The organism is Chitinophaga niabensis, from assembly GCF_039545795.1.
In the GTDB taxonomy this organism is placed as follows: domain Bacteria; phylum Bacteroidota; class Bacteroidia; order Chitinophagales; family Chitinophagaceae; genus Chitinophaga; species Chitinophaga niabensis_B.
Genome location: NZ_CP154260.1, coordinates 6,191,996 through 6,214,637, shown reverse-complemented (window position 1 = coordinate 6,214,637; position 22,642 = coordinate 6,191,996). Strand labels below are relative to the sequence as shown.

The 22,642-nt window shown below is 45.1% G+C and carries 19 protein-coding genes and 1 tRNA gene; 9 read left to right on the top strand and 11 right to left on the bottom strand.

Annotated elements, in window-relative coordinates:
• Window positions 1-8: 8 nt before the first annotated feature.
• Window positions 9-542, bottom strand: a complete 534-nt coding sequence (locus tag AAHN97_RS24965; protein ID WP_343304812.1) for a hypothetical protein — start codon at window positions 540-542, stop codon at window positions 9-11.
• A gap of 10 nt (window positions 543-552) precedes the next feature.
• Window positions 553-954: a DUF6941 family protein gene (locus AAHN97_RS24960; RefSeq protein ID WP_343304811.1), complete on the bottom strand. Its 402-nt coding sequence runs from the start codon at window positions 952-954 to the stop codon at window positions 553-555.
• A 227-nt stretch (window positions 955-1,181) separates the two neighbouring features.
• On the opposite strand from AAHN97_RS24960, the gene AAHN97_RS24955 reads away from it, so the two are divergent.
• Together AAHN97_RS24955 and AAHN97_RS24950 are read left to right on the top strand one after the other, a co-directional pair.
• Complete coding sequence (locus AAHN97_RS24955; RefSeq protein ID WP_343304810.1) at window positions 1,182-3,371, top strand: ATP-binding response regulator; 2,190 nt, start codon at window positions 1,182-1,184, stop codon at window positions 3,369-3,371.
• A gap of 123 nt (window positions 3,372-3,494) precedes the next feature.
• On the top strand, window positions 3,495-4,229 hold the full coding sequence (locus tag AAHN97_RS24950) for a sensor histidine kinase (RefSeq protein ID WP_343304809.1): 735 nt from the start codon (window positions 3,495-3,497) through the stop codon (window positions 4,227-4,229).
• Window positions 4,230-4,401: 172 nt separating this feature from the next.
• Here the strand turns inward: AAHN97_RS24950 and AAHN97_RS24945 are convergent, their stop codons facing one another.
• The 3 genes from AAHN97_RS24945 to recQ form a co-directional block, all read right to left on the bottom strand.
• Window positions 4,402-5,499, bottom strand: a complete 1,098-nt coding sequence (locus AAHN97_RS24945) for a hypothetical protein (protein WP_343304808.1) — start codon at window positions 5,497-5,499, stop codon at window positions 4,402-4,404.
• A gap of 73 nt (window positions 5,500-5,572) precedes the next feature.
• Window positions 5,573-5,645: transfer RNA gene (locus AAHN97_RS24940), tRNA-Phe, on the bottom strand.
• Between the two features lie 132 nt (window positions 5,646-5,777).
• Window positions 5,778-7,985, bottom strand: coding sequence for a DNA helicase RecQ (gene recQ / locus AAHN97_RS24935; protein ID WP_343304807.1), 2,208 nt, complete (start codon window positions 7,983-7,985; stop codon window positions 5,778-5,780).
• 172 nt (window positions 7,986-8,157) lie between these two features.
• On the opposite strand from recQ, the gene AAHN97_RS24930 reads away from it, so the two are divergent.
• Together AAHN97_RS24930 and AAHN97_RS24925 are read left to right on the top strand one after the other, a co-directional pair.
• Entirely contained in the window at window positions 8,158-9,132 is a 975-nt protein-coding gene (locus AAHN97_RS24930) for a KpsF/GutQ family sugar-phosphate isomerase (protein WP_343304806.1), read from the top strand.
• 3 nt (window positions 9,133-9,135) lie between these two features.
• Window positions 9,136-10,227 carry a mannose-1-phosphate guanylyltransferase gene (locus tag AAHN97_RS24925; RefSeq protein WP_074241599.1) on the top strand — a complete coding sequence of 364 codons (1,092 nt, stop codon included), beginning with the start codon at window positions 9,136-9,138 and terminating at the stop codon, window positions 10,225-10,227.
• A gap of 48 nt (window positions 10,228-10,275) precedes the next feature.
• Here the strand turns inward: AAHN97_RS24925 and AAHN97_RS24920 are convergent, their stop codons facing one another.
• The 3 genes from AAHN97_RS24920 to AAHN97_RS24910 form a co-directional block, all read right to left on the bottom strand.
• Entirely contained in the window at window positions 10,276-10,947 is a 672-nt protein-coding gene (locus AAHN97_RS24920) for a carbonic anhydrase family protein (RefSeq protein WP_343304805.1), read from the bottom strand.
• Between the two features lie 28 nt (window positions 10,948-10,975).
• Window positions 10,976-12,622 (bottom strand): SulP family inorganic anion transporter, encoded by a 1,647-nt coding sequence (locus AAHN97_RS24915; RefSeq protein WP_343304804.1) that lies wholly within the window; start codon window positions 12,620-12,622, stop codon window positions 10,976-10,978.
• 234 nt (window positions 12,623-12,856) lie between these two features.
• Window positions 12,857-13,120, bottom strand: coding sequence for a hypothetical protein (locus AAHN97_RS24910; RefSeq protein ID WP_343304803.1), 264 nt, complete (start codon window positions 13,118-13,120; stop codon window positions 12,857-12,859).
• 383 nt (window positions 13,121-13,503) lie between these two features.
• Here AAHN97_RS24910 and AAHN97_RS24905 point away from each other — a divergent pair, with 383 nt between their 5' ends.
• The 4 genes from AAHN97_RS24905 to AAHN97_RS24890 all read left to right on the top strand — a co-directional run bounded on the left by AAHN97_RS24905 (window position 13,504) and on the right by AAHN97_RS24890 (window position 18,885).
• On the top strand, window positions 13,504-13,842 hold the full coding sequence (locus tag AAHN97_RS24905) for a PadR family transcriptional regulator (RefSeq protein WP_343304802.1): 339 nt from the start codon (window positions 13,504-13,506) through the stop codon (window positions 13,840-13,842).
• Window positions 13,843-13,882: 40 nt separating this feature from the next.
• A complete protein-coding gene (locus AAHN97_RS24900) occupies window positions 13,883-15,652 on the top strand; it encodes a PspC domain-containing protein (protein WP_343304801.1) in 1,770 nt (589 codons plus the stop codon).
• A gap of 180 nt (window positions 15,653-15,832) precedes the next feature.
• The gene (gene feoB / locus AAHN97_RS24895) at window positions 15,833-17,959 is read left to right on the top strand and encodes a ferrous iron transport protein B (protein ID WP_343304800.1); all 2,127 of its coding nucleotides are present in this window, start codon (window positions 15,833-15,835) and stop codon (window positions 17,957-17,959) included.
• Window positions 17,960-17,994: 35 nt separating this feature from the next.
• On the top strand, window positions 17,995-18,885 hold the full coding sequence (locus AAHN97_RS24890) for a M28 family peptidase (protein ID WP_343304799.1): 891 nt from the start codon (window positions 17,995-17,997) through the stop codon (window positions 18,883-18,885).
• A gap of 64 nt (window positions 18,886-18,949) precedes the next feature.
• Here AAHN97_RS24890 and AAHN97_RS24885 read toward each other — a convergent pair whose 3' ends face one another.
• From AAHN97_RS24885 to AAHN97_RS24875, 3 genes are read right to left on the bottom strand one after another with little or no spacing between them, the layout of a single operon-like run.
• Window positions 18,950-20,389: a S41 family peptidase gene (locus AAHN97_RS24885; RefSeq protein ID WP_343304798.1), complete on the bottom strand. Its 1,440-nt coding sequence runs from the start codon at window positions 20,387-20,389 to the stop codon at window positions 18,950-18,952.
• A 25-nt stretch (window positions 20,390-20,414) separates the two neighbouring features.
• On the bottom strand, window positions 20,415-20,852 hold the full coding sequence (locus AAHN97_RS24880) for a carboxypeptidase-like regulatory domain-containing protein (protein WP_343304797.1): 438 nt from the start codon (window positions 20,850-20,852) through the stop codon (window positions 20,415-20,417).
• Between the two features lie 29 nt (window positions 20,853-20,881).
• Window positions 20,882-21,511 (bottom strand): hypothetical protein, encoded by a 630-nt coding sequence (locus tag AAHN97_RS24875; protein ID WP_343304796.1) that lies wholly within the window; start codon window positions 21,509-21,511, stop codon window positions 20,882-20,884.
• Between the two features lie 127 nt (window positions 21,512-21,638).
• Here AAHN97_RS24875 and paaA point away from each other — a divergent pair, with 127 nt between their 5' ends.
• The gene (gene paaA / locus AAHN97_RS24870) at window positions 21,639-22,637 is read left to right on the top strand and encodes a 1,2-phenylacetyl-CoA epoxidase subunit PaaA (RefSeq protein ID WP_343304795.1); all 999 of its coding nucleotides are present in this window, start codon (window positions 21,639-21,641) and stop codon (window positions 22,635-22,637) included.
• Window positions 22,638-22,642: the final 5 nt, after the last annotated feature.

The window sequence follows — 22,642 nt, the reverse complement described above, 5'->3', positions numbered from 1 at the left end:
CCTTTCTATTAAAACACTTTATTCAATTGTTCTTTAAAAGTACTCGTTCCCTCCCGGAGATACGCATCACCATATGCAGATTCCCACAGTGTGAGAAATTCCGCTTCAATACCCGTGGATGATTTTGGCAGCGTCAACTCCTGGTGCCGGATGATCCCATATTCCCGGAAGTAATTGATATGCCCTTCCACCCGCTCCGGCACACCATTCAGATCATAACCTTTAACAACAAGAAAAGGAATATCCCAGATGATCACAATTGGGAATCGTGGCATGATATAAGCCGCTTCCGGAGGAGGAATATCCGGCCGGCCAATTTTTACCGTAGGATAAAATTCTTCCGGAGGAAGTTCAAAGAGTACCCTCAATACCCAGAAAGCACCTACCACATCCAACGTATTAGCCGGAATGACAGCGGAGATCATCTCTTCCAGTGCTTTTGTTTTTCCCAACGGGATCAGTGTATTCACCACAGCCATCACATCAGCAGGATTGTATGTCTCTACAGGTGTATGCAGCACTTTATTCAGCAGCGCGTTCATGATAGATAATTTATTTTCTGTTTTCCGGAGGGCCATATACAAACACTTGTATAGACCCTGCCATGATGCCATTCGTTTTTAATTGAAGCCAATACATGCCGGCATGGGGCAAAGGAAGTGGCGGAACTTCCACCGCAAACTCTATGGGCAGATGCGGATCATTTCCAAAGATCTCCATCGCCCTTGTATTCAGTAACACCTCATGTGTAACAGCATCCACAAAATGAAGCGTGATCTCCTTCTTCCCGATCACATTGGAAAGTGAAACAAAAACACCCACGGAATGCCCGAAGGTAGCAGGGAACGCAGCCACATTCAATTGGTGGAATGTGCCGGCAATCACAAATTTACCCGTGTTATGGTCACGGTAAATATGATCTGCCAATAATAACGCCTGTACTTTGATGTCCATTCCTGATTGTATTGTCGTGCTGTGGATTCTGGGGTACGTGTAAATCCTGGCTATTCGGAATCGGGGTATCTATGCTTACTAAATATACGCATCTTCCGAAAGACCTCAAAAAACACTCAGCCTACTGTTATTCAACAAGTTAAAAACAAACAACCGCTTCATTAACAAATAATTAACGTTCGTGATAGGATATATATAGTTTCTTGGTGTTGGTTTAAAAGCCAATTATGCTCCTTCCCCCCATTCATGTGAATTTTGTGATCCTCGCGATCATTGTGCTTGAAATTGCCATCTTTTTTAATCAATTCCTGTTCTTCCTCGCGCGCAAACACGAGAAGAACAGGAAGTATCATATGATACTCTCCGTATTGCTGATCCTTTATAACATCGCGGAAAACCTGTTTATACTTCCGGATCCATTGATCCCTGTTCCCATCATGCTGCAGAATATCCTAAGTGAAAGCACCGGGTATTTTGTAACCATGTACATCCCTTTCTATTGCTATAAAACACTGGAATTAAAAGGGCTGCGTTTTCACGGTAAATACGGCTTTTTATTTCTTTTGGTGCCTGTTGGGGGCTTATACCTGATCTATTATCCGCTGACTAACGATTTCGATTTTGTAAAAAATTACGCTTATTATCTTCCGGCCTGTTATGCAGTGACAGCACTCATCGCTTCTTATCGTGCCATCCGTTCAAAGTATAAGGAAGATAAAGATAAAAAAGGGTATCACCAGCGGTTATGGATCTATTGGGCTGTTGTGATCTGGTGTGCTTCACCTGCTATCGACCTTATATCCGATGCAGAAAAATGGTTATTGGGCGCATTGTTCAATAACCTTAACTTTCTATTGCTCAGCTCCTTCTTTATGGTCAAATCTGTGAGGAAGTTCATGGAAGAACGGGACCAGTTGCGGGAAGCAAAAGATACTTTAACAGAGAAAGTAAAAGAAAAAACCTATCAGCTGGAAAGATCGAATGAGCAAAGAACAAATGCATTGGTAAACCTGGTACATGAAACAAAAACCCCTCTCACCCTGATAAAGAACTACCTGGATGAGTACATTAATAAGTATGGGTTTAAAGAAGAGCTCGGCATTGTAAAGAATAACATCGACAAACTGAATAAAGACATCAGCAATCTCTTTGACCTGGAAAGATATAACAAGGGCTTTGAGATCTATAACCACAATCAGGTAGCCAATTTCAGCCGTATACTGAAAGATAACCTCGTACTGTTTAAAAACTATTGCCGCAACAAAAACATCTCTCTCCAGGAAAACATAACAGAGGGGCTCATGATCAAAGCAGACCCCGGAGCCGTCAACGGCATTGTTGTTAACCTTACCGAGAATGCTATAAAATATACCAACGAAGGCGGACACATCAATATAGAACTAACAACAGAAGGCAATAAGATCATTTTTGCGGTAAGTGATAATGGCATTGGCATTACCCGCGGATTACACGAAAGGATCTTTGAACCCTATTACCAGATCAATTCAGAGAAAGGCGGTTCCCAGGGAATGGGATTGGGCTTGCCGATCGTTAAAAAAACAGTCAACGACCTGTTGGGAGAGATCATCATTGAAAGTAATCCTGAAAATGACCCCGGCACAAAGGTCAGGGTCATCCTGCTGAAACATGAACAGCAGGAAAAAGAAGAAACCAACCCCGGTTACAATGTGAATAATTATGCCGGCCTGGAAATAAGTAAGCTCAGCATTGCAGATTCCATCTATGATGAAAAAAAACAGACCGTGCTGATCGTAGAGGATAATACCACCATGGTCAGCTACCTGTTCAAAAAATTGAGCCCGAAGTATAACGTAACGGTTGCCTTCAATGGAGCAGAAGCCCTGCTAAAAATGAGGGAATACCCCGTATTGCCAGACCTCATTATTTCAGATGTGATGATGGATAAGGTAGATGGATTTAAGCTGGCCAAAATACTTACCGAAGATCCGGAGTATAAACACATCCCCTTCATCTTCCTGTCCGCCAAACATACTCCCCAGGACAGAGCGCAAGGCCTGAAGCTTGGCGCGATCGACTTTATACAGAAGCCTTTCAGCTCTGATGAACTGATCCTAAAGGTCAGCTCCGTACTGGAAAACACCGCCAAACAAAAACATGCCTTTTACGACAATGCCATAAAAGCCCTCAAGACCGGAGGACACCTCGATTTTAAACAAAAAGACACCACAAGCAAGTTTGAGAAAAACTGCAAAGCCTATCAGTTAACCCCCCGCGAAATAGACATCACCAAACTGATCAGCGAAGGTTATTCCTACAAACAAATTGGTGATACCCTCTTCATTGCGGAAAGAACGGTGAAAAAACACGTCCAGAACATCTTCGAAAAAGTAGCCATCACCAACAAAGTACAGCTGATCAATAAGCTCGAATCGTAGCCCCAAACCCGCCATGGCAGGCACCACTACTCCTTTATACGCATAAATATAGGGCAGGTTCCTTATTGTTTTTCTCTGCCCCGCAGCCGAAATTTGGTTCCTGTATACCTAATCCTAACCCACATGGCTTCCCACGATATCCTTGACGAACAAACATCCGGCGAAATAATGAAATCCATTTTTCGCACCACTCTCCACGAGATCGGTACCCCGATCAATGCTGTTGTATCGGCTTCCCGTTTATTAAAGCTGGAGCTGGACAACGGAAACACAGAATTTGCCCACGAGCTGATCCAGATGATCTTTTCTTCCTCTAACTACCTGCATGAAATATTCGAACGGGTAAGGCTGGCTGCCCAGCAGGAGAACATGCAAAAGTTCCAGATGGACGAGATCATCTTTGATTTCCGGAAGTGGATGGACAATCTGCTGCATTCCATGGCTGCCATGTTCATGGAAAAGGAGATCTCTATCGTCAAACGCGTTGCCAATGATTTCCCCTCCACCATTTATGCAGACAGAACTTATCTAACCCAGGTCATCTATAACATCTTAGCTAACGCATTGAAATACAGTCCTAAATCCACCGGCGTAACCATTGTTTGTTATGTACGGGAGGAGGACACCGCCTGTATAGAAATTACAGATCAGGGAATAGGCATCCCTTCCACAGACCTGCCGCATCTATTCAAAGAGTACCACCAGATCGTTTCCGGTTATAAAACAAAGTTCGGAGGAATGGGCTTGGGGTTATCTATAGCAAAGAACTTAACAACCATCATGGGAGGAGATATAGAAGTAAAGAGTGAAGTGGGCGAAGGAAGCACTTTCACCGTAACCCTCCCGCTAAAGAAATAAGTCTCGTAGAGACGTTTGGGGAAGACGACGAATCGATAGCAGAGAAAAGCTATCGTTATCACATGCAGATGGCCCTCGAGTCTTCGAGGGCTTTATTGTTTTTATGCAGTGCCCGGTAAAATTTCCGGATACTTTAATAACCGTTATGGAAGGGCTTTTTAGTGAGACAAGATTATCTTTTTCCGCCAACCTGTTTTTTCAGTTTAGATAATTCTGCCTTCTGCTCAGTCAGCTGTTTTTGTTGATCAATAAGATAAAGCGTTAGTTCCTCTACTTTCTGCAGGAGCCTTTTATTCATTTCTGCAAGGTCGTGATCATCACGGGCAATGTCGTTGGCAGAAGGAATTTCAGGAAGATGTTTATTCGTCTTTATGAAGTTTTCTACGTACTTCAGGCTGGGAAGCTGATAACCTGCATCGAAAACAAAATCAGGCCAGGCGGATTGATTTTTTACTTTTATTTTTTCCGCTATCATAGTTCCCGCAACAGAGAGTTTATAACCCTTGGAGTCTATCCCGCCAATAGCCACGTTTCCGGTGTTATTATTAATCGTTAAGGCAGTGTGCGCCCCACCGGTTTTGATAGAGAGGTAATTGTTCACGGAGATTGCAGCATCATAATTCGTTACAAATTGATAGAACCCATGGTCCGATCCATTTCTTGAAATGGAAAAAGCATTTAATTCCTGTTGGGGAGAAGCGGTTCCCTGATCAACATGCAATTTGGCAGAGGGAGAAGCAGTACCAATACCAACATTTCCATCTCCGGAGATCCTCATTCTTTCCTGATCATAGGTGCCCAACATTAAAGGAGCGGCTGCCGCATTTATTAAACCGGTTCCAAGATCACCCTGAGAATGTTCCACATAAAAATAATCCACCCCTGAAAAATTGCCCCCGTTTGCATCCAATACCAGCACACTTCTGCCTCCACGGTATTCATCAAAAAAGAATCTGGCCCCGCGTTTTGTGGCAGCAGGTGTAGCTGTGAATGACACATTTCCGTTTACCTGTAATGCCGTTGATCCATCATCTGCAGGCAAGATTCCATTTGATGCAACAAGTGTTCTTGATCCTATAAGGCCAATAGGTTGAAATGCACCGAATCCAGTAGTAGTACCAAAGAGTTTTGAAATATTATTCTCATTAAAAAGGGTTAACCTGCCTTTACCTGTGCCATTATCAAGAATAAAAGGGTCGGGTGTAGTTTGGGCTGTTGAAGTAAGGGCAAGGGGAAACAGGAAAACAAAGCATAGGAGAGTTCGTTTCATAGATATCTTTTTTAGTAAAGATATCATATAGGCACAAAAAAAAAGACCACCGTTTCCGATGATCTCTTTTCCGTGGTGTGAGCCGGGATCGAACCGGCGACACAAGGATTTTCAGTCCTTTGCTCTACCAACTGAGCTACCGCACCAACTACCCCTTTTCGCTAGGGGAATGCAAAAGTAAGATATTCTTCGAAAAAACAAAAACTTTTTGAAAAAATCTCACTAACGCACTATAAAAATAATACTTTCCTTTCACTTTGTAAAACAGGGAATTGCTGTTAATTACCATACTCAACAAGGAACTTAATCCGCACCAGCTTCAACTGCTCAATCGTATAATTCCCTTCCGTCAGCTCCTCTTTCGCAATCTGCAAACTGGAAGTCTCACAGCCCTTAAAGTACTCAATGATCTCGTCCTGCGCGTAATCATCCAGCTCCTCATCGATACAATAATCCAGGTTCAGCTTGGTACCGCTGGCCACAATCGTTTCCATTTCATCCAGCAGTTGGGGAATGGTCAGTTCCTTGTTCTTCGCAATGGTTTCAAGCGGCATCTTTTTGTCGATGTTCTGAATGATGAATACCTTCAGCCCGCTTTTGTTCACCACGCTCTTCATCACAAAGTCATCCGGTTTCACAATGTCATTCTCCTCCACGTACTTCGCAATTACATCCACAAACTTCTTACCATAACGGATGGCCTTCCCTTTACTTACGCCAGAGATCTTTTCCAACTCCTGAACTGTGGTGGGATATTGCGTAGCCATATCTTCCAGGGATGTTTCCAGGAAGATCACAAACGGAGGCAGGTTCTTTTCCTTTGCCACTTTCTTGCGCAGTTCCTTTAACATCTCTACCAGCACAGGGTCCGCAGAAGCCTGTGTTTCCCCGGTACCGCCATCTTCATCTTCTCCACCCCCATCGCTTTCATCAAACTGGTGGTTCAGGGAGAACCAGATGGAGAATGGTTTTTTGATGAATTTATTTCCTTTGGCCGTGATCTTCAACAAGCCATATTCTTCAATGTCTTTTTCGATCAACCCCTCCAGCATCATCTGGCGGATCAGGGAATTCCAGAAATGCGCATCGAATTCCTTCCCTTCTCCGAACACCTCCAGTTTATCGTGCTGGAAAGTGGTGATTTGGGGGTTGCTTTGCCCCGTAATGATGTTCACCACGTAGTCGGTGCCAAAACGTTCTTCAAGCTGCTGTATGGCCTTTAAAACGATAAATGCGCGGTTCTTTACCTCTATCTTCTCTTTCGGATGAAGGCAGTTATCACATTTACCGCAGTTCTCCTCTTCGTATTTCTCCCCGAAATAATGCAGGATCACTTTACGGCGGCAAACGGAACTTTCCGCATAAGCCACGGTTTCGTTAATGAGCTGTGCCCCCATTTCCCTTTCGGAAAGTGGTTTATCCCGCATCAGGTGCTCCAGCTTCTGCACATCCTTGTAGGAATAGAAGCAGAGACAGATCCCTTCAAGGCCATCACGACCACTGCGGCCGGTCTCCTGGTAGTAGTTCTCCAGGCTTTTGGGAATATTGTAGTGGATCACAAAACGCACATCCGGTTTGTCGATCCCCATGCCAAAGGCGATAGTGGCAACAATCACTTCCACATCCTCATGCAGGAACATATCCTGCCGCCCGGCACGGGTGGTGGAATCCAGACCGGCATGGTAGGCTACGGATTTGATGCCGTTGGCCACCAGCATATCTGCCAGTTCTTCTGTGGTTTTACGGTTCAGCGTATAGATAATGCCGCTTTTGCCTTTATGCTGGTGAATGAACTTCACGATATCCTTGATCACCAGGTCCTTTTTCCGCTTGGCGCGGATCTCATAATAAAGGTTCGGGCGGTTAAAGGAGGAAATAAAGATCTCCGGTGTACGCAATTCCAGGTTCTTCACAATATCGCTCTGCACCTTGGGGGTGGCTGTAGCTGTTAAAGCAATAATGGGCAATTCAGGGTTGATCATTTCAATCATTTCCCTCAACCTGCGGTACTCTGGCCGGAAGTCGTGCCCCCATTCAGAGATACAGTGTGCCTCATCAACAGCAATGAATGATATTTCCAGCTCTTTGAAGAAGTCTATATTTTCCTGCTTGGTGAGTGTTTCCGGTGCCACATACAGCATCTTGGTTTTGCCGCTGGTCAGATCCGAGCGCACTTTTTTAATCTGCGCCTTGGTGAGCGTGGAGTTGAGAAAATGCGCCACGTTATCCTTGCTGCTGTATGAACGGATCAGGTCCACCTGATTCTTCATCAAAGCAATTAACGGACTTACAATGAGTGCCACTCCTGGACTCATCAATGCAGGCAGCTGGTAGCATAAAGACTTACCGCCACCCGTTGGCATTATCACGAAAGTATCTTTTCCGGAAAGTATATTTTTTATGATCTTCTCCTGGTTACCCTTAAAGGAATCAAATCCGAAATGTTCGTGTAATGCATCCAACAAACTTACCTTTGCAACAGCCATCACATATAAAGTTTAATACTAGTTATATCCTGAGATATTCGAAGCTGATAGATGAAAAAATTTCAGCATGTATTTTTGGGGGACACGAAATTACTTAAAAAACCACTTTGTGTCAATATAAATTATATGATCGCCGCCCTTATTTAAAAAATGATAAATTTGTAGCTGCCAGATGAAACAGAAGACTATCGTAAATATTCAGGATACAGCAAAACGGACTATCAGGCTGGAATCTGCAGCCATTGGGGGCCTGGAACAATATGTCAATGACGACTTTGTGCAAACTGTGGAGTTGATTGCCCAAATAAAGGGCCGTGTGGTGGTCACCGGCATTGGAAAAAGTGCCATAATAGCCCAAAAAATAGTAGCAACCCTCAATTCTACCGGTACACCCGCTTTATTTATGCATGCTGCAGACGCCATCCATGGCGATCTGGGGATGGTAACCCCGGACGATGTGGTCATTTGCATCTCTAAAAGTGGGGAATCCCCGGAAATTAAGGTGTTGGTGCCCCTGGTAAGGAACCTGGGAAACACGCTGGTGGCTATTGTAGGCAAAACAGACTCTTACCTGGCCCAGTCGGCACATTTTGTGCTGAACACTACCGTGTCCCAGGAAGCCTGTCCTAATAACCTGGCCCCTACTACCAGCACCACGGCACAATTGGTAATGGGAGATGCCCTGGCAGTTTGCCTGATAGAGCTGAAAGGGTTCACAGCAGAGGATTTTGCCAAATTCCACCCCGGCGGTACCCTGGGTAAGAAACTTTACCTCAAGGTGGGCGACCTGAGCAAATTACACCAGTTGCCGGTCGTGAAACTACAAAGCACCCTCCGGGAAGTGATCGTGGAGATCTCTTCCAAAATGCTGGGTGTTACGGGCGTAGTGGATGAGAAAGGCCACCTGCAGGGGATCATTACAGACGGAGACCTGAGAAGGATGTTGGAGAAAAACATGGATGCCGCCGGCGTAAAAGCACAGGACATCATGAGCAAAAATCCCAAAACCATCCAGCAGGATGAACTGGCGGTAAATGCCCTGGAATTAATGAGAGAATACGACATAACGCAACTATTGGTCATGAAAGGTGATCAGTATCATGGAATTATACATTTACACGATTTAATCCGAGAAGGAATTATTTGAGCGATGACATCTTTAAATAACCATTTTTACGTGGCCATTATGGCCGGAGGAATTGGTAGCCGCTTTTGGCCCTATAGCCGGACGGATTACCCCAAGCAGTTTCTGGACATTCTGAACACAGGTAAAACCCTGTTACAATGGACCTATGAACGGTTCACACAGTTCGTACCGGCAGAGAATATTTTTGTGGTTACACATCACAACTATGCTTCCACAGTAGCCAAACAGCTGCCTTTATTGCCCCAGGACAATATCGTCAGCGAGCCCTCCCGGAAAAATACAGCACCCTGTGTGGCATACATCTCTCATAAGATCCATAAGAAAGATCCCAAAGCCAGCATCATCTGCGCGCCGGCGGATCACCTGATCATGGATCCCACGCAATTCACCAGTACCTGCCTCAATGCCCTGTTATTTGCACAAAAGAATAACGCATTGCTCACGCTTGGTATTAAACCAACCCGCCCGGATACAGGGTATGGTTACATTCAATACGAAACCCAGCAGGTGGCAGACAATGTGTACCAGGTGAAAACCTTCACGGAAAAGCCCAACCTGGAACTGGCAAAAACCTTCCTGAAAAGCGGCGATTTCCTCTGGAACGCAGGGATTTTTGTATGGAACGCTAAAAGCATCCTGCAGGCATTTGCTACCTACCAGCCGGAAATGGATGAACTATTTGTGCAGGAAACCGCAGCGCTGAATACACCTGCGGAGAAAGATGTGATTGAAAAGATTTACTCCCAGTGTACCAACATATCCATCGATTATGGTGTGATGGAAAAAGCGGATAACGTGTATGTGATTCCTTCCAACTTTGGCTGGAGCGACCTGGGTACATGGGCTTCCGCTTATGAGAACCTGGAAAAGGATTATCTCGGAAATGCCGTACAGGGAAAGAATGTAATGGTGATCGATGCTACCAAATGTATGGTGAAAGCACCCAACGATAAGCTGGTGTTATTACAGGGCCTGGACGACTTTATTATCATTGATACGCACGATGTGCTGATGATCTGTAAGAAAGAGAATGAGCAGCAGATCAAGGAATATGTCGCAGAAGTGAAGCGGCACAAAGGCGAGAAATACTTATAACAAAAAAGCCGTCCCATATCCGGGACGGCTTTTTTTATCAATTATCAATTATGCCTGTGCATTTAAAGTTTCCAGGGCCTGGCCAACGCGGCAGGTATGTTCATGGAAAGTAACCACACCTGTTTCCACATCGTACATGGCACCAATAATACCCAGCTCCCCGCGATCTATCATATCTGCGATGATCACACTTTGCTCCAGGATAGCCTGTACAGAACGTTCTGTATGAATATTGGTAACAGCCTCTACAAATTCATGATTGGAAGAGGTCCTGTTTTCTTTGATCGTTTTTTCCTGGAAAACTGCGGGACGGATCTTACCCAGCAAGCCGGTAAGATTACCCATTTCCACATGATCGCAGGCCCCTTTGATAGCACCGCAACCAGTATGCCCCATCACCACAATGATCTTGGACCCGGCTACTTTACAGGCGTACTCTAAACTTCCGAGGACATTCTCAGAAATAACGGCACCGGCCAAACGAATACTGAAGATGTCTCCCAATCCCTGGTCAAAGATCAGTTCTGCAGAGGTACGGGAATCCATGCAGCTAACAATAGCAGCAAAAGGCCACTGACCTTCCGCCGTTTGATTCACTTGTTGCAACAGGTTCCTGTTTATACGAAGGTTGCTTACAAACCTGGTATTGCCTTCACGGAGAAGTTCTAATGCTGTTGCCGGCGTGAGGCTGCTTTGAGTAAGATATGTGTGTGCTTTCATCATTATAATATTTTTAATCGTTTGATATTTAGTTTGCGGACAATTCTTTCAGAAGGTCTTTGTGTGTGCCATTGGTAATAACGCTTACCGGCTTTTCTTTTTCAGGACTTTCCATAAAAACATGGTCCGTGTTATTGATCTTGTATGCTTCTTTGAACCCTTTAAGCACAACTTTTATTTTATTCTGAGGAGCTTTGATCTGTGTGAACTCACGGATGATCTCCAGTACGTCCTGATCTATATAAGCTGTCCTGCTTGCATCGATCACTACTGTAGAGTTCTCCGGTAATTTATCCAGTGTTAAAAGGATGTTCGCCTTATTGAGGAAACTCACTTCCTGCGCCAGTTCCAGGCGGATCAGGTCTCCCGTGCGATATTTCTCTTTATGGAAGAAATAAGGGCTTTTCAGATTTCCCCATAAAAGGAACAATACGCTTACTCCCAAACCAACACTAACACCGATCAGCAGGTCTGTGAAGACAATCACCACAACGGTAACAGCAAACGGTATCCATTGGTATTTACCTTTTTCAAACATCTTTTTGAATACGGATGGTTTGCAAAGTTTATAACCAGTAACCAGCAGTACCGCAGCTAGTGTAGCATATGGTATCTTGTTCAGCAGAACAGGGATCAGTGCCGTACAAACCAGCAACAGGCCACCATGTATCATGGTCGATAATTTAGTGCGGCCGCCGGAATTGATGTTGGCAGAAGAACGAACGATCACGGACGTAACAGGGATACCACCGATCAGGCCACTGATCATGTTACCAATACCCTGCGCTTTCAATTCACGGTTAGGAGAAGAATAACGTTTCATCGGATCCAGTTTATCCGTTGCTTCCAGGTTCAGCAAAGTTTCAATAGAAGCCACCACCGCAATGGTTGCCGCTACCACCCATACCTTACTGTTGGTGAGATCACCAAAGTTGGGTAAGGTGAATTGTCCGAAGAAATCATTGAAAGTTGCCGCAACAGGCAGCGTTACCAGGTGACTTTGCTCCAGGCCCAATAAAGAACCGGATGAAATGAACAACTGGTTAATACCCACACCAGCCAGTACTGCTACCAGGGGAGCCGGTACCGCACTCACTTTCGGGATCTTGCTCCAGTACAACAGGATCGCAATGGAAACGATGGTGATAATCACCGCACCAAATTGAATATGGTTCAACGTACTTAATAAAGCCGTGAAGGAATTTTCCCCGTCCGTTTGGATAAACGCCATGTCGCTGATCGTATCAGCATCATATCCAAATGCGTGCGGAATTTGTTTGAGAATAATGATGATACCAATAGCGGTAAGCATTCCCGTAATAACATTGGAGGGGAAATAATTAGCGACCGTTCCTGCTTTAATAAAGCCTAGGATCAATTGGATAGCTCCGGCTAAAACAACCGCCAGCAGAAAGGTTTCAAAGTTACCCAGCGTAGTGATCGCACTCAGCACAATGGCAGTTAAACCTGCAGCCGGGCCACTCACACTCAGATGGGAACCACTAAAGAAGCCAACCACCAGACCACCAACGATACCTGCTATCATACCTGAAAACAGGGGAGCGCCGGAAGCCAGGGCAATACCTAAGCACAATGGAACGGCGATCAGGAAAACGACCAGCCCGGCCGATAGATCACCTTTAATATTCGAAAAAACAGCAGTCTTCTTGCTCATAGAAATCGTGATTTGTTCAGATCTCTACGCACAATCCCCATATAGGTTTTTCATTATTGAAGCCGGCATTCCGCACCACATTTCGTTTCGCCTTAAAGGCAAGACAGTTGCGATGACATAACGGAACCCCAAAACAACCAACAATGATGCAGGATCAATGCGTGATCTGGTAGTAGTACAGAAAAAAAGGAATTGAAACTTGTGCGCTACGGCATAGCACACGGATGTTGAGAATTAACCAATATGGTTTGGAGGAGGGGTTTGGATCTCCTGTATGGGACTGGCAGGAATATCCTCGTGATAACTATAAGACAATGTGCGGAGGAATAACTCAGGATTTAACTCCGTTTCCTCATCTGCATATCTGTGAAAATTGAGATCATTCGGAGAAAGCTTTAATGTTTTAGACATACAGCCACCGTCCACATGCTCTTCTACAATTTGATTGTTAAACAGTAATTTCCCCACTTGTGCAATGGGTAGCAGCTGAACACACATCAGACAGACAAAAAATATACTGATTAGCTTTTTCAAAATGTTTATCGCGTCAATTTACGTTGGAAGCAAAAATACTCCGCGAATTTCACAATTCATATTTTAACGGGTCAAAGAATTGTTAAATGCATCTTAATTAATTATAAACCCGGTACTTATAGTTATAAAACGGCCGTAAATAATTCATCCCGCCCTAAAACCGCTCATCACAATCCCAAATAACCACTAAAATCGCTATCAACTAATAGTCAACCACTTAAGTAAAAACAGGTAATGTTCTAAGCAAGTTATTTTGCATTAAAGGGTATTTGGTATTGCATAGTAGTAAATAGTTCCTATCTTTGTATCGTAAAGCTGAAATATCAATATTAAAAAGCTCACTTGCCATGAATATAGACAACACGCAATCACAGATGAGAAAAGGGGTGCTGGAGTTCTGCATCCTCTCCATCATCAAGCAAGGCGAGGCTTATCCTTCAGACATTATCGAAAAAATGAAAGAAGCAAAGCTGGACATCCTGGAAGGGACTTTATACCCACTGTTGACTCGCCTGAAAAATGCGGAACTACTCACCTACCGTTGGGTAGAAAGCAGCTCCGGGCCACCACGGAAATATTTTTCCATGACAGAAAAAGGCGAGGCCTTTTACCTCGACCTGGAAAATACATGGAACGAACTGGCCAATGCTGTACACACGCTCACATTACCTCATTCCATCCAATAATATACATCCAAGACCTAAAACCTAAAATCAGAAATTAGAGATGAAAAAGATTATCAACATAAACTTGTCCAGCCGCCTGATCCCCATAGAGGACAGTGCTTACGAGATCTTGCGGCAGTACCTGGATAGCCTTAAGCGCTATTTCTCGCAAGAGGAAGGTGCCGAGGAGATCGTTGGAGATATTGAAAGCCGCATCGCAGAGATCTTCCAGGATAAGATCCGCAAAGGCGCACATTGCATCACGGATGAAGACGTGCAGGCTATCAAAACCTCCATGGGTACCCCGGAACAATTTGCTGACGAACCTCTTAATAATACGAAGGAGTCAAAATCCCATGCGGCCAACGAAAGCTTCGCCACTTACGCCCGCCCGCGGAAACGCTTCTATCGTGATCCGGATAGTAAAGTATTAGGTGGTGTATGTAGTGGTTTGGGTGCTTACTTTAATGTTGATCCGGTTGTTTTCCGTATCGTATTTGCCCTCATGGCTTTTGGCTGGGGTGGTGGTATCCTCCTTTATTTTATCCTCTGGATTGCAACTCCTGAAGCAGTAACAGCAGCTGAAAAGCTGGAAATGCGCGGAGAACGGGTGGATCTGAATAATATTAAAGCAACCGTGCAGGAAGAAATGAACACCATACGCTCCCGCATGGAAAGAATGGGAGATGATGTGAGAAATTTTTCAGAGGGCCGCGGGAAACAGTTCGGTAGAGATGCCGGTACTGCAATTGAAGGGTTTTTCAGGGGACTGGCAAATGTGATCGCATTTGTTGCAAAAGGGTTCTTCCTTTTCATCGCAGTCGTAATACTCTTTACAATAGTAGTTGGCCTGATCGCAGCAGCTGCTTTTTCCGCGGTCCTTTTCCCGATCAAAGACCTGGTTTTTGATAACGGAATGCAAAGCCTGCTCTTCTGGCCTGCGATCTCCCTCCTCATTGGTATACCCTTACTCTCACTGATCATGTTCCTCGTAAGGAAAATGACCGGAGTTAGGCAAACCAATAAGTACGCCGGTTATACTTTAGGGTTCTTCTGGATATTGGGAGTGGTATTCACGATATGGATCGCCATCTCTTTGTCCCGCGACTTTAGCGCACCCAAGATCAGAGAAACTGAAACTTTTGCCCTCACACAGCCTTCTTCCGGAAAACTGGTTATTCAGAAGGAAGAAGACCTGCTGGACATGGATGATATAAACGTATTTGATGGTAACCTGCGGGTGGTTGATGATACCGCCATTATCGGAGACATCCGCATCAATGTAAAGAAAAGTAATACAGACAGTTTTGCCGTAGAAGTGGAAAGAGCTTCCAGGGGCCGTACCGTAGCACAAGCTAAGATGCTGGCCCGTGAGATCCAGATCCAACTGAAGCAGAAGGACTCTGTATTACTTATTCCTTCAGGGTTTTCCATCCCGCGTAACTCCATCTACCGCAACCAGTCCGTAAGGATAACCATTATTGTACCGGTAGGGAAGAGTCTTGCAATTGATAAAAATGTATGGGATAACTACCGCTTTGACCGTAACTGGAGAAATGAATGGTGGGATAACTGGGATGATGAATGGGATAGCAAAGAGCAGATCAATATAAAAATGAATGCAGATGGTTGGGAGAAAAAAGTGAAGGAAGAAGAAAGGAAAGAACGCTCCGTAAAGGACTCTCTCGAGCAGAACTATCAGTATAAAGGACCTGACCAGCAGAACACCACGCCGGTAGAGGACAGCAAGGAAAAGAATAAAGACTCCGCAAAGGATAAGGCAAGTGTGGCTACGAAATTTGTGAATTTCCTCTTCCAGAGCACCTTTTAACAACATTTCAGAAATTCGTCACAATAAGTTTAGTTTCACAACAACGTACAAAACCGCGGTGTCAACCGCGGTTTTTTCATGTATTTAGGTGGCATAACACGATTTTTCCCGATCCGATCATCCCCATCCATCGATTATTGCTAGTTTTGCATATTCTAAATTCAGGAGGATCAGATAAGGATGAAGGCACCAATTAACATTGCACTGGTAGGTAATCCGAACAGTGGGAAAAGCTCGCTCTTTAATGCGCTTACGGGATTGAACCAGAAAGTGAGTAATTTTCCGGGGGTAACGGTTGATAAAAAAACCGGTAACGCCCGCATTACTCCTCAGCTGGAAGCAACCATCATTGACCTGCCCGGTACCTATAGCCTTTATCCAAAAAGTGCAGATGAATTCGTGACCTATGATGTGCTGCTCAACCCCAAAGGGGAAGACCGGCCCAATATGATCCTCATAATTGCCGATGCCTCCAATCTCAAACGCAACCTCCTCTTCTGCTCCCAGATCATAGACCTGAAATTACCCGTGATCATTGGCCTCACCATGATGGACCTGGCTAAGAAAAAAGGTGTGGAAATAGATCTGGCCGGCCTCGAAAGAGAATTAGGCGTTCCCGTTGTAGCCATCAATCCCCGGAAGAACAAGGGATTGCCGCAACTGAAAAAGAATATAGAACTCATTGCACAGGAGAAATTCGGCGCCCCCGCCAGGGATTTCATCGAAAATCATGAACTCGCCCCCACCGTGATCGCCGATGTGAAAAAGATCTTCCCCGTAACCAGCGACTATGCTGCTTTACATGTAGCCGTGAATTACGATGAGCTGGAATTCCTAAGCAAAAGCCAACAGCAGCAGATAAAAGAAAGCATCCACACAAACGGATTCAATAAAACAAAAGTACAGGCAGAAGAGATCATGCAGCGGTACGGCCGCATCAAACATATTATGAATGTTACGGTAGTGGAAACCGATCCCCTGCAGCAACAACTCCAAACCGAGCGCATTGATAACTTACTGCTGCATCGTTTCTGGGGATACCTTATTCTCCTGGCCGTACTTTTCCTGTTATTCCAAAGCATTTTCTGGCTGGCCTCCTACCCGATGGATCTTATCGAAGCAGGATTTGGCAGCCTAAGCGGCTGGTTTTCAGAGATCCTTCCAGACAATAAAGTGAGTGATATCTTCATCAATGGGATCATTGCCGGCCTGGGCGGTATTGCCGTTTTCATCCCGCAGATCATGATCCTCTTTGGATTGATCACCATATTGGAAGATACCGGGTACATGGCCCGGATCAGTTTTTTAACAGACCGGCTCATGAGGCAGGTAGGCCTGAACGGAAAATCAGTAATGCCACTGATCAGTGGCGTAGCTTGTGCCGTACCGGCTATCATGGCTGCCCGGAATATTGAGAATAAAAAAGAACGCCTCATCACCATCATGATCACTCCCCTGATGGCCTGTTCTGCAAGGTTGCCGATCTACACCATCATGATCGCTTTGGTGATCCCCAATAAAAATGTGCTGGGTTTCCTTAGCCTGCAGGGCCTTGTAATGATGGGCCTTTACCTGCTCGGTTTCTTCATGGCCATTATTATCGCCGGCATCATGAAGTGGTTCATCCGCATCCGGGAGAAGAGTTATTTCATCATGGAACTACCCGTTTACCGCGCTCCGCGCTGGAAGAATGTAGGCACCACCATGATTGAAAAGGCAAAGATCTTCGTAATGGACGCCGGTAAAGTGATCATGGTTATCTCTATCATCCTCTGGTTCCTGGCGTCCTATGGACCCGGCAAACCCATGGAAAGCGTACATCAGAAGTATGAACAACTGATGGCCCAAACCTCAGATTCTGCCCGGCTTCAGGAGCTCGACAAACAACTCCAATCCGAAAAACTGGCCAACTCTTATGCCGGTATATTAGGTCATGCCATTGAACCAGTTGTTAAACCCCTGGGATTTGACTGGAAAATAGGCATCGCATTGATCACCTCTTTTGCTGCCCGCGAAGTTTTTGTAGGAACCATGGCAACTCTCTATAGTGTAGGAGAAACAGAAGACAGTGATGCCACGCTCCGGGAAAAAATGGCGGCTGCCACAAGGATAGACGGAACACCAGTATATACACTCGCAACCGGTCTTTCACTTATGATCTTCTATGCGTTTGCGATGCAGTGTATGAGTACCCTGGCCATTGTGAAACGCGAAACCCGTTCCTGGAAATATCCCATCATTCAGTTCGTGTACATGACTGCACTGGCGTATGTCTGCAGTTGGCTTATTTATGTGATATTCAAATAAGCGGAAACCGTTACATTTGGAGAAATACGCTCCGGATGAAAAAACTACTCCCAATTATTGGTTGCCTGATCGCACTGTCTGCCTCCGCACAGATCGATTCTTCTCAGCTCATGAAAGATGTGCAGACCCTCTCTGCGGATAAAATGGAAGGCCGTAAAACCGGTACCAAAGGCAACCGCCTTGCTCAGTTCTACCTGCTGGACCGTTTAAAGCAAACCGGCCTGCAACAGTTCAGCAATACCTACGAGCAGCCCTTTTATTTTACGCAGGGAGAGAAACGCATTATGGGCACCAACCTATACGGTTACATCAAAGGAAGTATCGATAGTTTTATTGTGATCTCCGCGCATTACGATCATATCGGCATCAAAAAGCCTCAATCGGGAACAGATAGTATTTATAATGGCGCAGACGATAATGCCTCCGGCATAGGCGGCCTACTTGCTATGGCCGCTTATTTTTCGAAGAACCAACCCAAACACACACTCATATTTGCAGCATTCGATGCAGAAGAAATGGGATTACAGGGAGCAAAAGCCTTCGTAGCCAAACTACCAGTACCGGCTACACGGATCCTGATGAATATCAATATGGATATGATCAGTCATAATGATAAGAATGAACTGTATGTATGCGGCACTGCTCATTATCCGCAACTAAAACAATTCGTAACTGCCGCCGCAGCCACCAGCCAGGTCAAACTACCCATGGGCCACGACCGCCCGGAAGATAAAGACCAGAACTGGACTAATCAGAGCGATCATGCTGAGTTTCATAAAAAGAAAATACCCTTCCTGTACTTCGGCGTGGAGGACCATCCGGATTACCACAGAGCTTCTGATGAATTCAGTAAGATCAATCCTTCCTTTTATTACCAGGCAACAAAGAGCATATTGAACTTAGTGCAGATAGTAGACAAGCAATAAAAAAAGCCGCATCGTTTGATGCAGCTTTTTTATAAGAGTTCCTTCTCTTAAAATAAAAAAACAACTATTCCCCCGGCCTCGGTTCAACCAGGATATGATAATAAGCTTTATTCATCTGCGAAGACCCAACATACTGCACCCTCGTTCTGGAAACACTCTCAGGAGAAGCCACCCTTAACGGCGCATGCCCCAGGATCTTAGTCAGCGCCTTATTCAGCAAAGGCTCTTTCACATTGCCCCAATCCCCCAGCGCCAGACTCTCCAGCACTTCCTGATCAGGTGCAAAACCATTTGTATAATCAGAAGTCCCCAGGGAATTGAATGCCTTAGAAGTGATCGGTTGAAGCCCCCATGTATTTTTAGCATCATTGATCTTATAGAAAGTCTGTGAACCCACATTCTTGCCATACGTTTTTTCACCTATCAGCCACACACCCATATAAGGCCGCAAACCATTGATGATCAACTCGCTCGCAGAAGCAGAGTTATTACTGGTGAGTACGATAAAACTTTCCAGCCCTGTGCCGATATTATTGGCTTCATTCGTAAAGTAGGTCTTGAAGAAATCAGCGCCATAAGCATCTGTATATTTCTTCGTGTTGAAAGCATTATACTCTCTCTTGAAAAACACCTTCGTGGTACTTAAACCCGTTACGATATTACTTCCCAGGTTAACAGTAGAACGCGCATCGCCACCACCATTGTAACGGAGGTCCAGGATGAGATGTTTAACGCCGGCGGCTTTGAACTTCGCAAAAACAGCATCCACCTGGTTATCATATTCATTTTCATAACCCGCCTGTCCCCTGTCCGGCGCAAAGAAATGATACACGAAATAACCGATCTTCTTATTATCGATGGTATACACAGAATCCATGTACACGGGGTTTTCCGCATATTCCAGCACCGTGAGGTTTTTAACAGTGGGATTGGAGGTACTATCACGCAATCCGTCTTTTGAATAGATATGATCGTATACCGTGATGGTATGATCTTTTCCCAACGCATCCAGGAATGCATTTACATCTGCATTATTGGTGGCGGAAGAATATTTGAAATTAGTATTGTTGATCTGGAAGAAAAGCTGTCCTCTTTTAAGACCGGCCGCGGAAGCAGGAGAATTCTTCTTTACATATTGAATGATCCCACCCAGTTTTGTACCACCATCATGCAGGAACAATCCAACACTGTACCCCGCTTCTTTGGTATTGCCACTCAGGGAGTTCTGAAGGTCTTTATAATTTGGCACGGCCCAGGAATAACGGTCGTCTGCATGTAACAGGCTTTCAAAAAAATCATAAGGAGCTTTTGTATAATCCGGTGTAGCAGTGATACTGGTATTCCAGTAATATTCCTGTTTCATAGTGGTGTAGATCCAGTTATTCACATAACCATTGTCCGTATCAGGAACAGGTGAGCTGTCTTTCTTTTTACAAGCGGAGATTAAAATGCCTGCGGCAAAGGTACATAGGAGGTATCGGAACATCGCGGAGCGCTTTTTCATAAATGCTATTGTAAGTATTAAATTATCACTTTTTCCTGAGCTGCACCGTCAGCAGATCGTCCGGCCGCTTATAAATATCGATGAACTGGTCCGCATATCCTTTGCGGCTGATCATGATCCTGCTGCCTGCTTTTACACCTTTCAGGTAAAAATGCCCGCAGGCATCTGTTTGCACTTCTCCCACCTTTGCATTCGCAATTGGTTTTCCCCGCTCATTGGTAACGATGCCAAAGAGGTTATATTGTTCATCTTCCAAATGAACGATCAGCACCCTTTTCCCTCCCCTTTCATGCATGCCCGCACTTCTCAGCCCTGTGGCTACATCTATCCTTTTCACCTTTACACCCACCATATCCGCAGAATCCACTTCCCGGCCGTTGATGATGTAAACAGACTTTTGCTGGGTAAAACCGGCAAAACCGGCCAGGGAAAAAAGGAGCAGAAAAGGCAGAAAGCGGTTCATAAATTACAAATATGCACAATCCATGCCAGCTATTGCATGGTGGGCTGAATCCCCTCTGCTATTAGCTCCCGGTGGATCTTCCGTTTCCATTCCTGCTGCATAAGGGCATTTATACCATTGTGCACCTTATCGTCAAATTCATCCTGCATCCGGTTCATGTCCCGGAAAGATTCCAGGTATTCATACTGGATCCGGCTTTCATGATCATCTGCCGTGAGCGGCATTTGCAGCACTTTTTTCCGGAAACGCTCTGCCACCAGGCGGGTAATGTCAAAGTGCAATTGTTCATGTTCCAATGTATGGGCGGAAGGGGGCCTGGTACGTAACCAGGAGGAACTTTTCACCCAAAAGACCTGTAAAACAAGCGTGATCTCCAGCGTGTCCCGGAATTGCCGGCTACTGCCATCAAAAGCAAAACTGGTGAAACTGATCGCCTCATTTTTAGCCGGTCCGGAACCCCGGGGGCTGGCACGGAAATCATCTGCTTTTATAGCACGCTGATGGTAAAAAAGCGTGTCCGAAGCCACATCTTCCGGCCTGGGATCTGTTAAAAAGATCACCTTTACCACTTTGCCGGAATCTTTATTGGAAGCGGGTATAGCAGTGTTCTGCACAAAAAGGCAGCAGAGGGTTCCGATGTAAATAACCGGGTTAAACATGATGTATGTTAAAGTTCGGGAATCTATTTCGTTTGTGCCCGTAATTTTAAAAAAAACAAGTGCTGGCGGGTATTTCGGGGAACGCACAAAATTCAGTAATTTACAAGATTACCAAAACAATCATTCCATGTACGGCGGTGGATACATTTTTGACGAGCCCAATAACCGGCAGTTAAAAGAAGAGCAATTACACGATGATCCGGAAAAACTGGCGGAATTTGAGGAACGGATAGCCCGGGGAGAAAAGATCGAACCTGGGGACTGGATGCCTTCAGAATACAGAAGGCAATTAATCCGCCTCATTGAACAACATGCCCATTCTGAGATAATCGGCGCTTTGCCGGAAGGTACCTGGATCACCCGGGCACCCGGTTTCAAACGTAAACTGGCACTTATCGCAAAGGTGCAGGACGAAATAGGGCATGGACAATTATTATATAACGCAGCAGAAACCCTGGGCAAAAGCCGTGAGGCCATGATCAACGATCTGCTCAGTGGTAAATCCAAATATTCCAACGTATTCAATTATCCGGCAGAAACCTGGGCAGATGTAACCGTGATCGGCTTTTTGATCGATGCAGCGGCTATCGTGAACCAGATCGCTAATTCCAAAGGATCCTACGGCCCTTATTGCCGTGCGCTGGAAAGGATCTGTTACGAAGAAAGTTTCCACCTCAAACAGGGGCACGATGCTTTTGTGGAACTCGCTGCCGGTACCCCTGCACAACGGGCTATGGTACAGGATGCATTGAACCGCTGGTGGCAACCCATTATGCATTTCTTCGGCCCTCCTGATAAAAATTCCACGCACAGCGAAAAACTGATGCAATGGAAAGTGAAGATGGCCAGTAATGATGATATGCGGAATCAGTTCCTCGAAGCCTACGTTCCCAAGATCTGGGATATGGGCCTCACTTTACCGGATGAAAAATTGAAGAAAAATGAAACCACCGGTAAATGGGATTATTCAGATCCCGACTGGGACCTCTTTAAAAAAGTGATCAATGGCGGCGGCCCCTGCAATAAAGAAAGACTGGATGTACGCAAATGGGCAGAAGAACATGGCCGCTGGGTGCGTAAAGCATTAATGAATCCGAAAGACAAAAGATCCGCTCCGGTAGCATAACATAT

Bases quoted from the DNA above. Each gene is read 5' to 3' on its own strand.
- AAHN97_RS24965 (WP_343304812.1), bottom strand. From the start codon at position 542: ATGAACGCGCTGCTGAATAAAGTGCTGCATACACCTGTAGAGACATAC.
- AAHN97_RS24960 (WP_343304811.1), bottom strand. From the start codon at position 954: ATGGACATCAAAGTACAGGCGTTATTATTGGCAGATCATATTTACCGT.
- AAHN97_RS24955 (WP_343304810.1), top strand. From the start codon at position 1,182: ATGCTCCTTCCCCCCATTCATGTGAATTTTGTGATCCTCGCGATCATT.
- AAHN97_RS24950 (WP_343304809.1), top strand. From the start codon at position 3,495: ATGGCTTCCCACGATATCCTTGACGAACAAACATCCGGCGAAATAATG.
- AAHN97_RS24945 (WP_343304808.1), bottom strand. From the start codon at position 5,499: ATGAAACGAACTCTCCTATGCTTTGTTTTCCTGTTTCCCCTTGCCCTT.
- recQ (WP_343304807.1), bottom strand. From the start codon at position 7,985: ATGGCTGTTGCAAAGGTAAGTTTGTTGGATGCATTACACGAACATTTC.
- AAHN97_RS24930 (WP_343304806.1), top strand. From the start codon at position 8,158: ATGAAACAGAAGACTATCGTAAATATTCAGGATACAGCAAAACGGACT.
- AAHN97_RS24925 (WP_074241599.1), top strand. From the start codon at position 9,136: ATGACATCTTTAAATAACCATTTTTACGTGGCCATTATGGCCGGAGGA.
- AAHN97_RS24920 (WP_343304805.1), bottom strand. From the start codon at position 10,947: ATGAAAGCACACACATATCTTACTCAAAGCAGCCTCACGCCGGCAACA.
- AAHN97_RS24915 (WP_343304804.1), bottom strand. From the start codon at position 12,622: ATGAGCAAGAAGACTGCTGTTTTTTCGAATATTAAAGGTGATCTATCG.
- AAHN97_RS24910 (WP_343304803.1), bottom strand. From the start codon at position 13,120: ATGTGTGTTCAGCTGCTACCCATTGCACAAGTGGGGAAATTACTGTTT.
- AAHN97_RS24905 (WP_343304802.1), top strand. From the start codon at position 13,504: ATGAATATAGACAACACGCAATCACAGATGAGAAAAGGGGTGCTGGAG.
- AAHN97_RS24900 (WP_343304801.1), top strand. From the start codon at position 13,883: ATGAAAAAGATTATCAACATAAACTTGTCCAGCCGCCTGATCCCCATA.
- feoB (WP_343304800.1), top strand. From the start codon at position 15,833: ATGAAGGCACCAATTAACATTGCACTGGTAGGTAATCCGAACAGTGGG.
- AAHN97_RS24890 (WP_343304799.1), top strand. From the start codon at position 17,995: ATGAAAAAACTACTCCCAATTATTGGTTGCCTGATCGCACTGTCTGCC.
- AAHN97_RS24885 (WP_343304798.1), bottom strand. From the start codon at position 20,389: ATGAAAAAGCGCTCCGCGATGTTCCGATACCTCCTATGTACCTTTGCC.
- AAHN97_RS24880 (WP_343304797.1), bottom strand. From the start codon at position 20,852: ATGAACCGCTTTCTGCCTTTTCTGCTCCTTTTTTCCCTGGCCGGTTTT.
- AAHN97_RS24875 (WP_343304796.1), bottom strand. From the start codon at position 21,511: ATGTTTAACCCGGTTATTTACATCGGAACCCTCTGCTGCCTTTTTGTG.
- paaA (WP_343304795.1), top strand. From the start codon at position 21,639: ATGTACGGCGGTGGATACATTTTTGACGAGCCCAATAACCGGCAGTTA.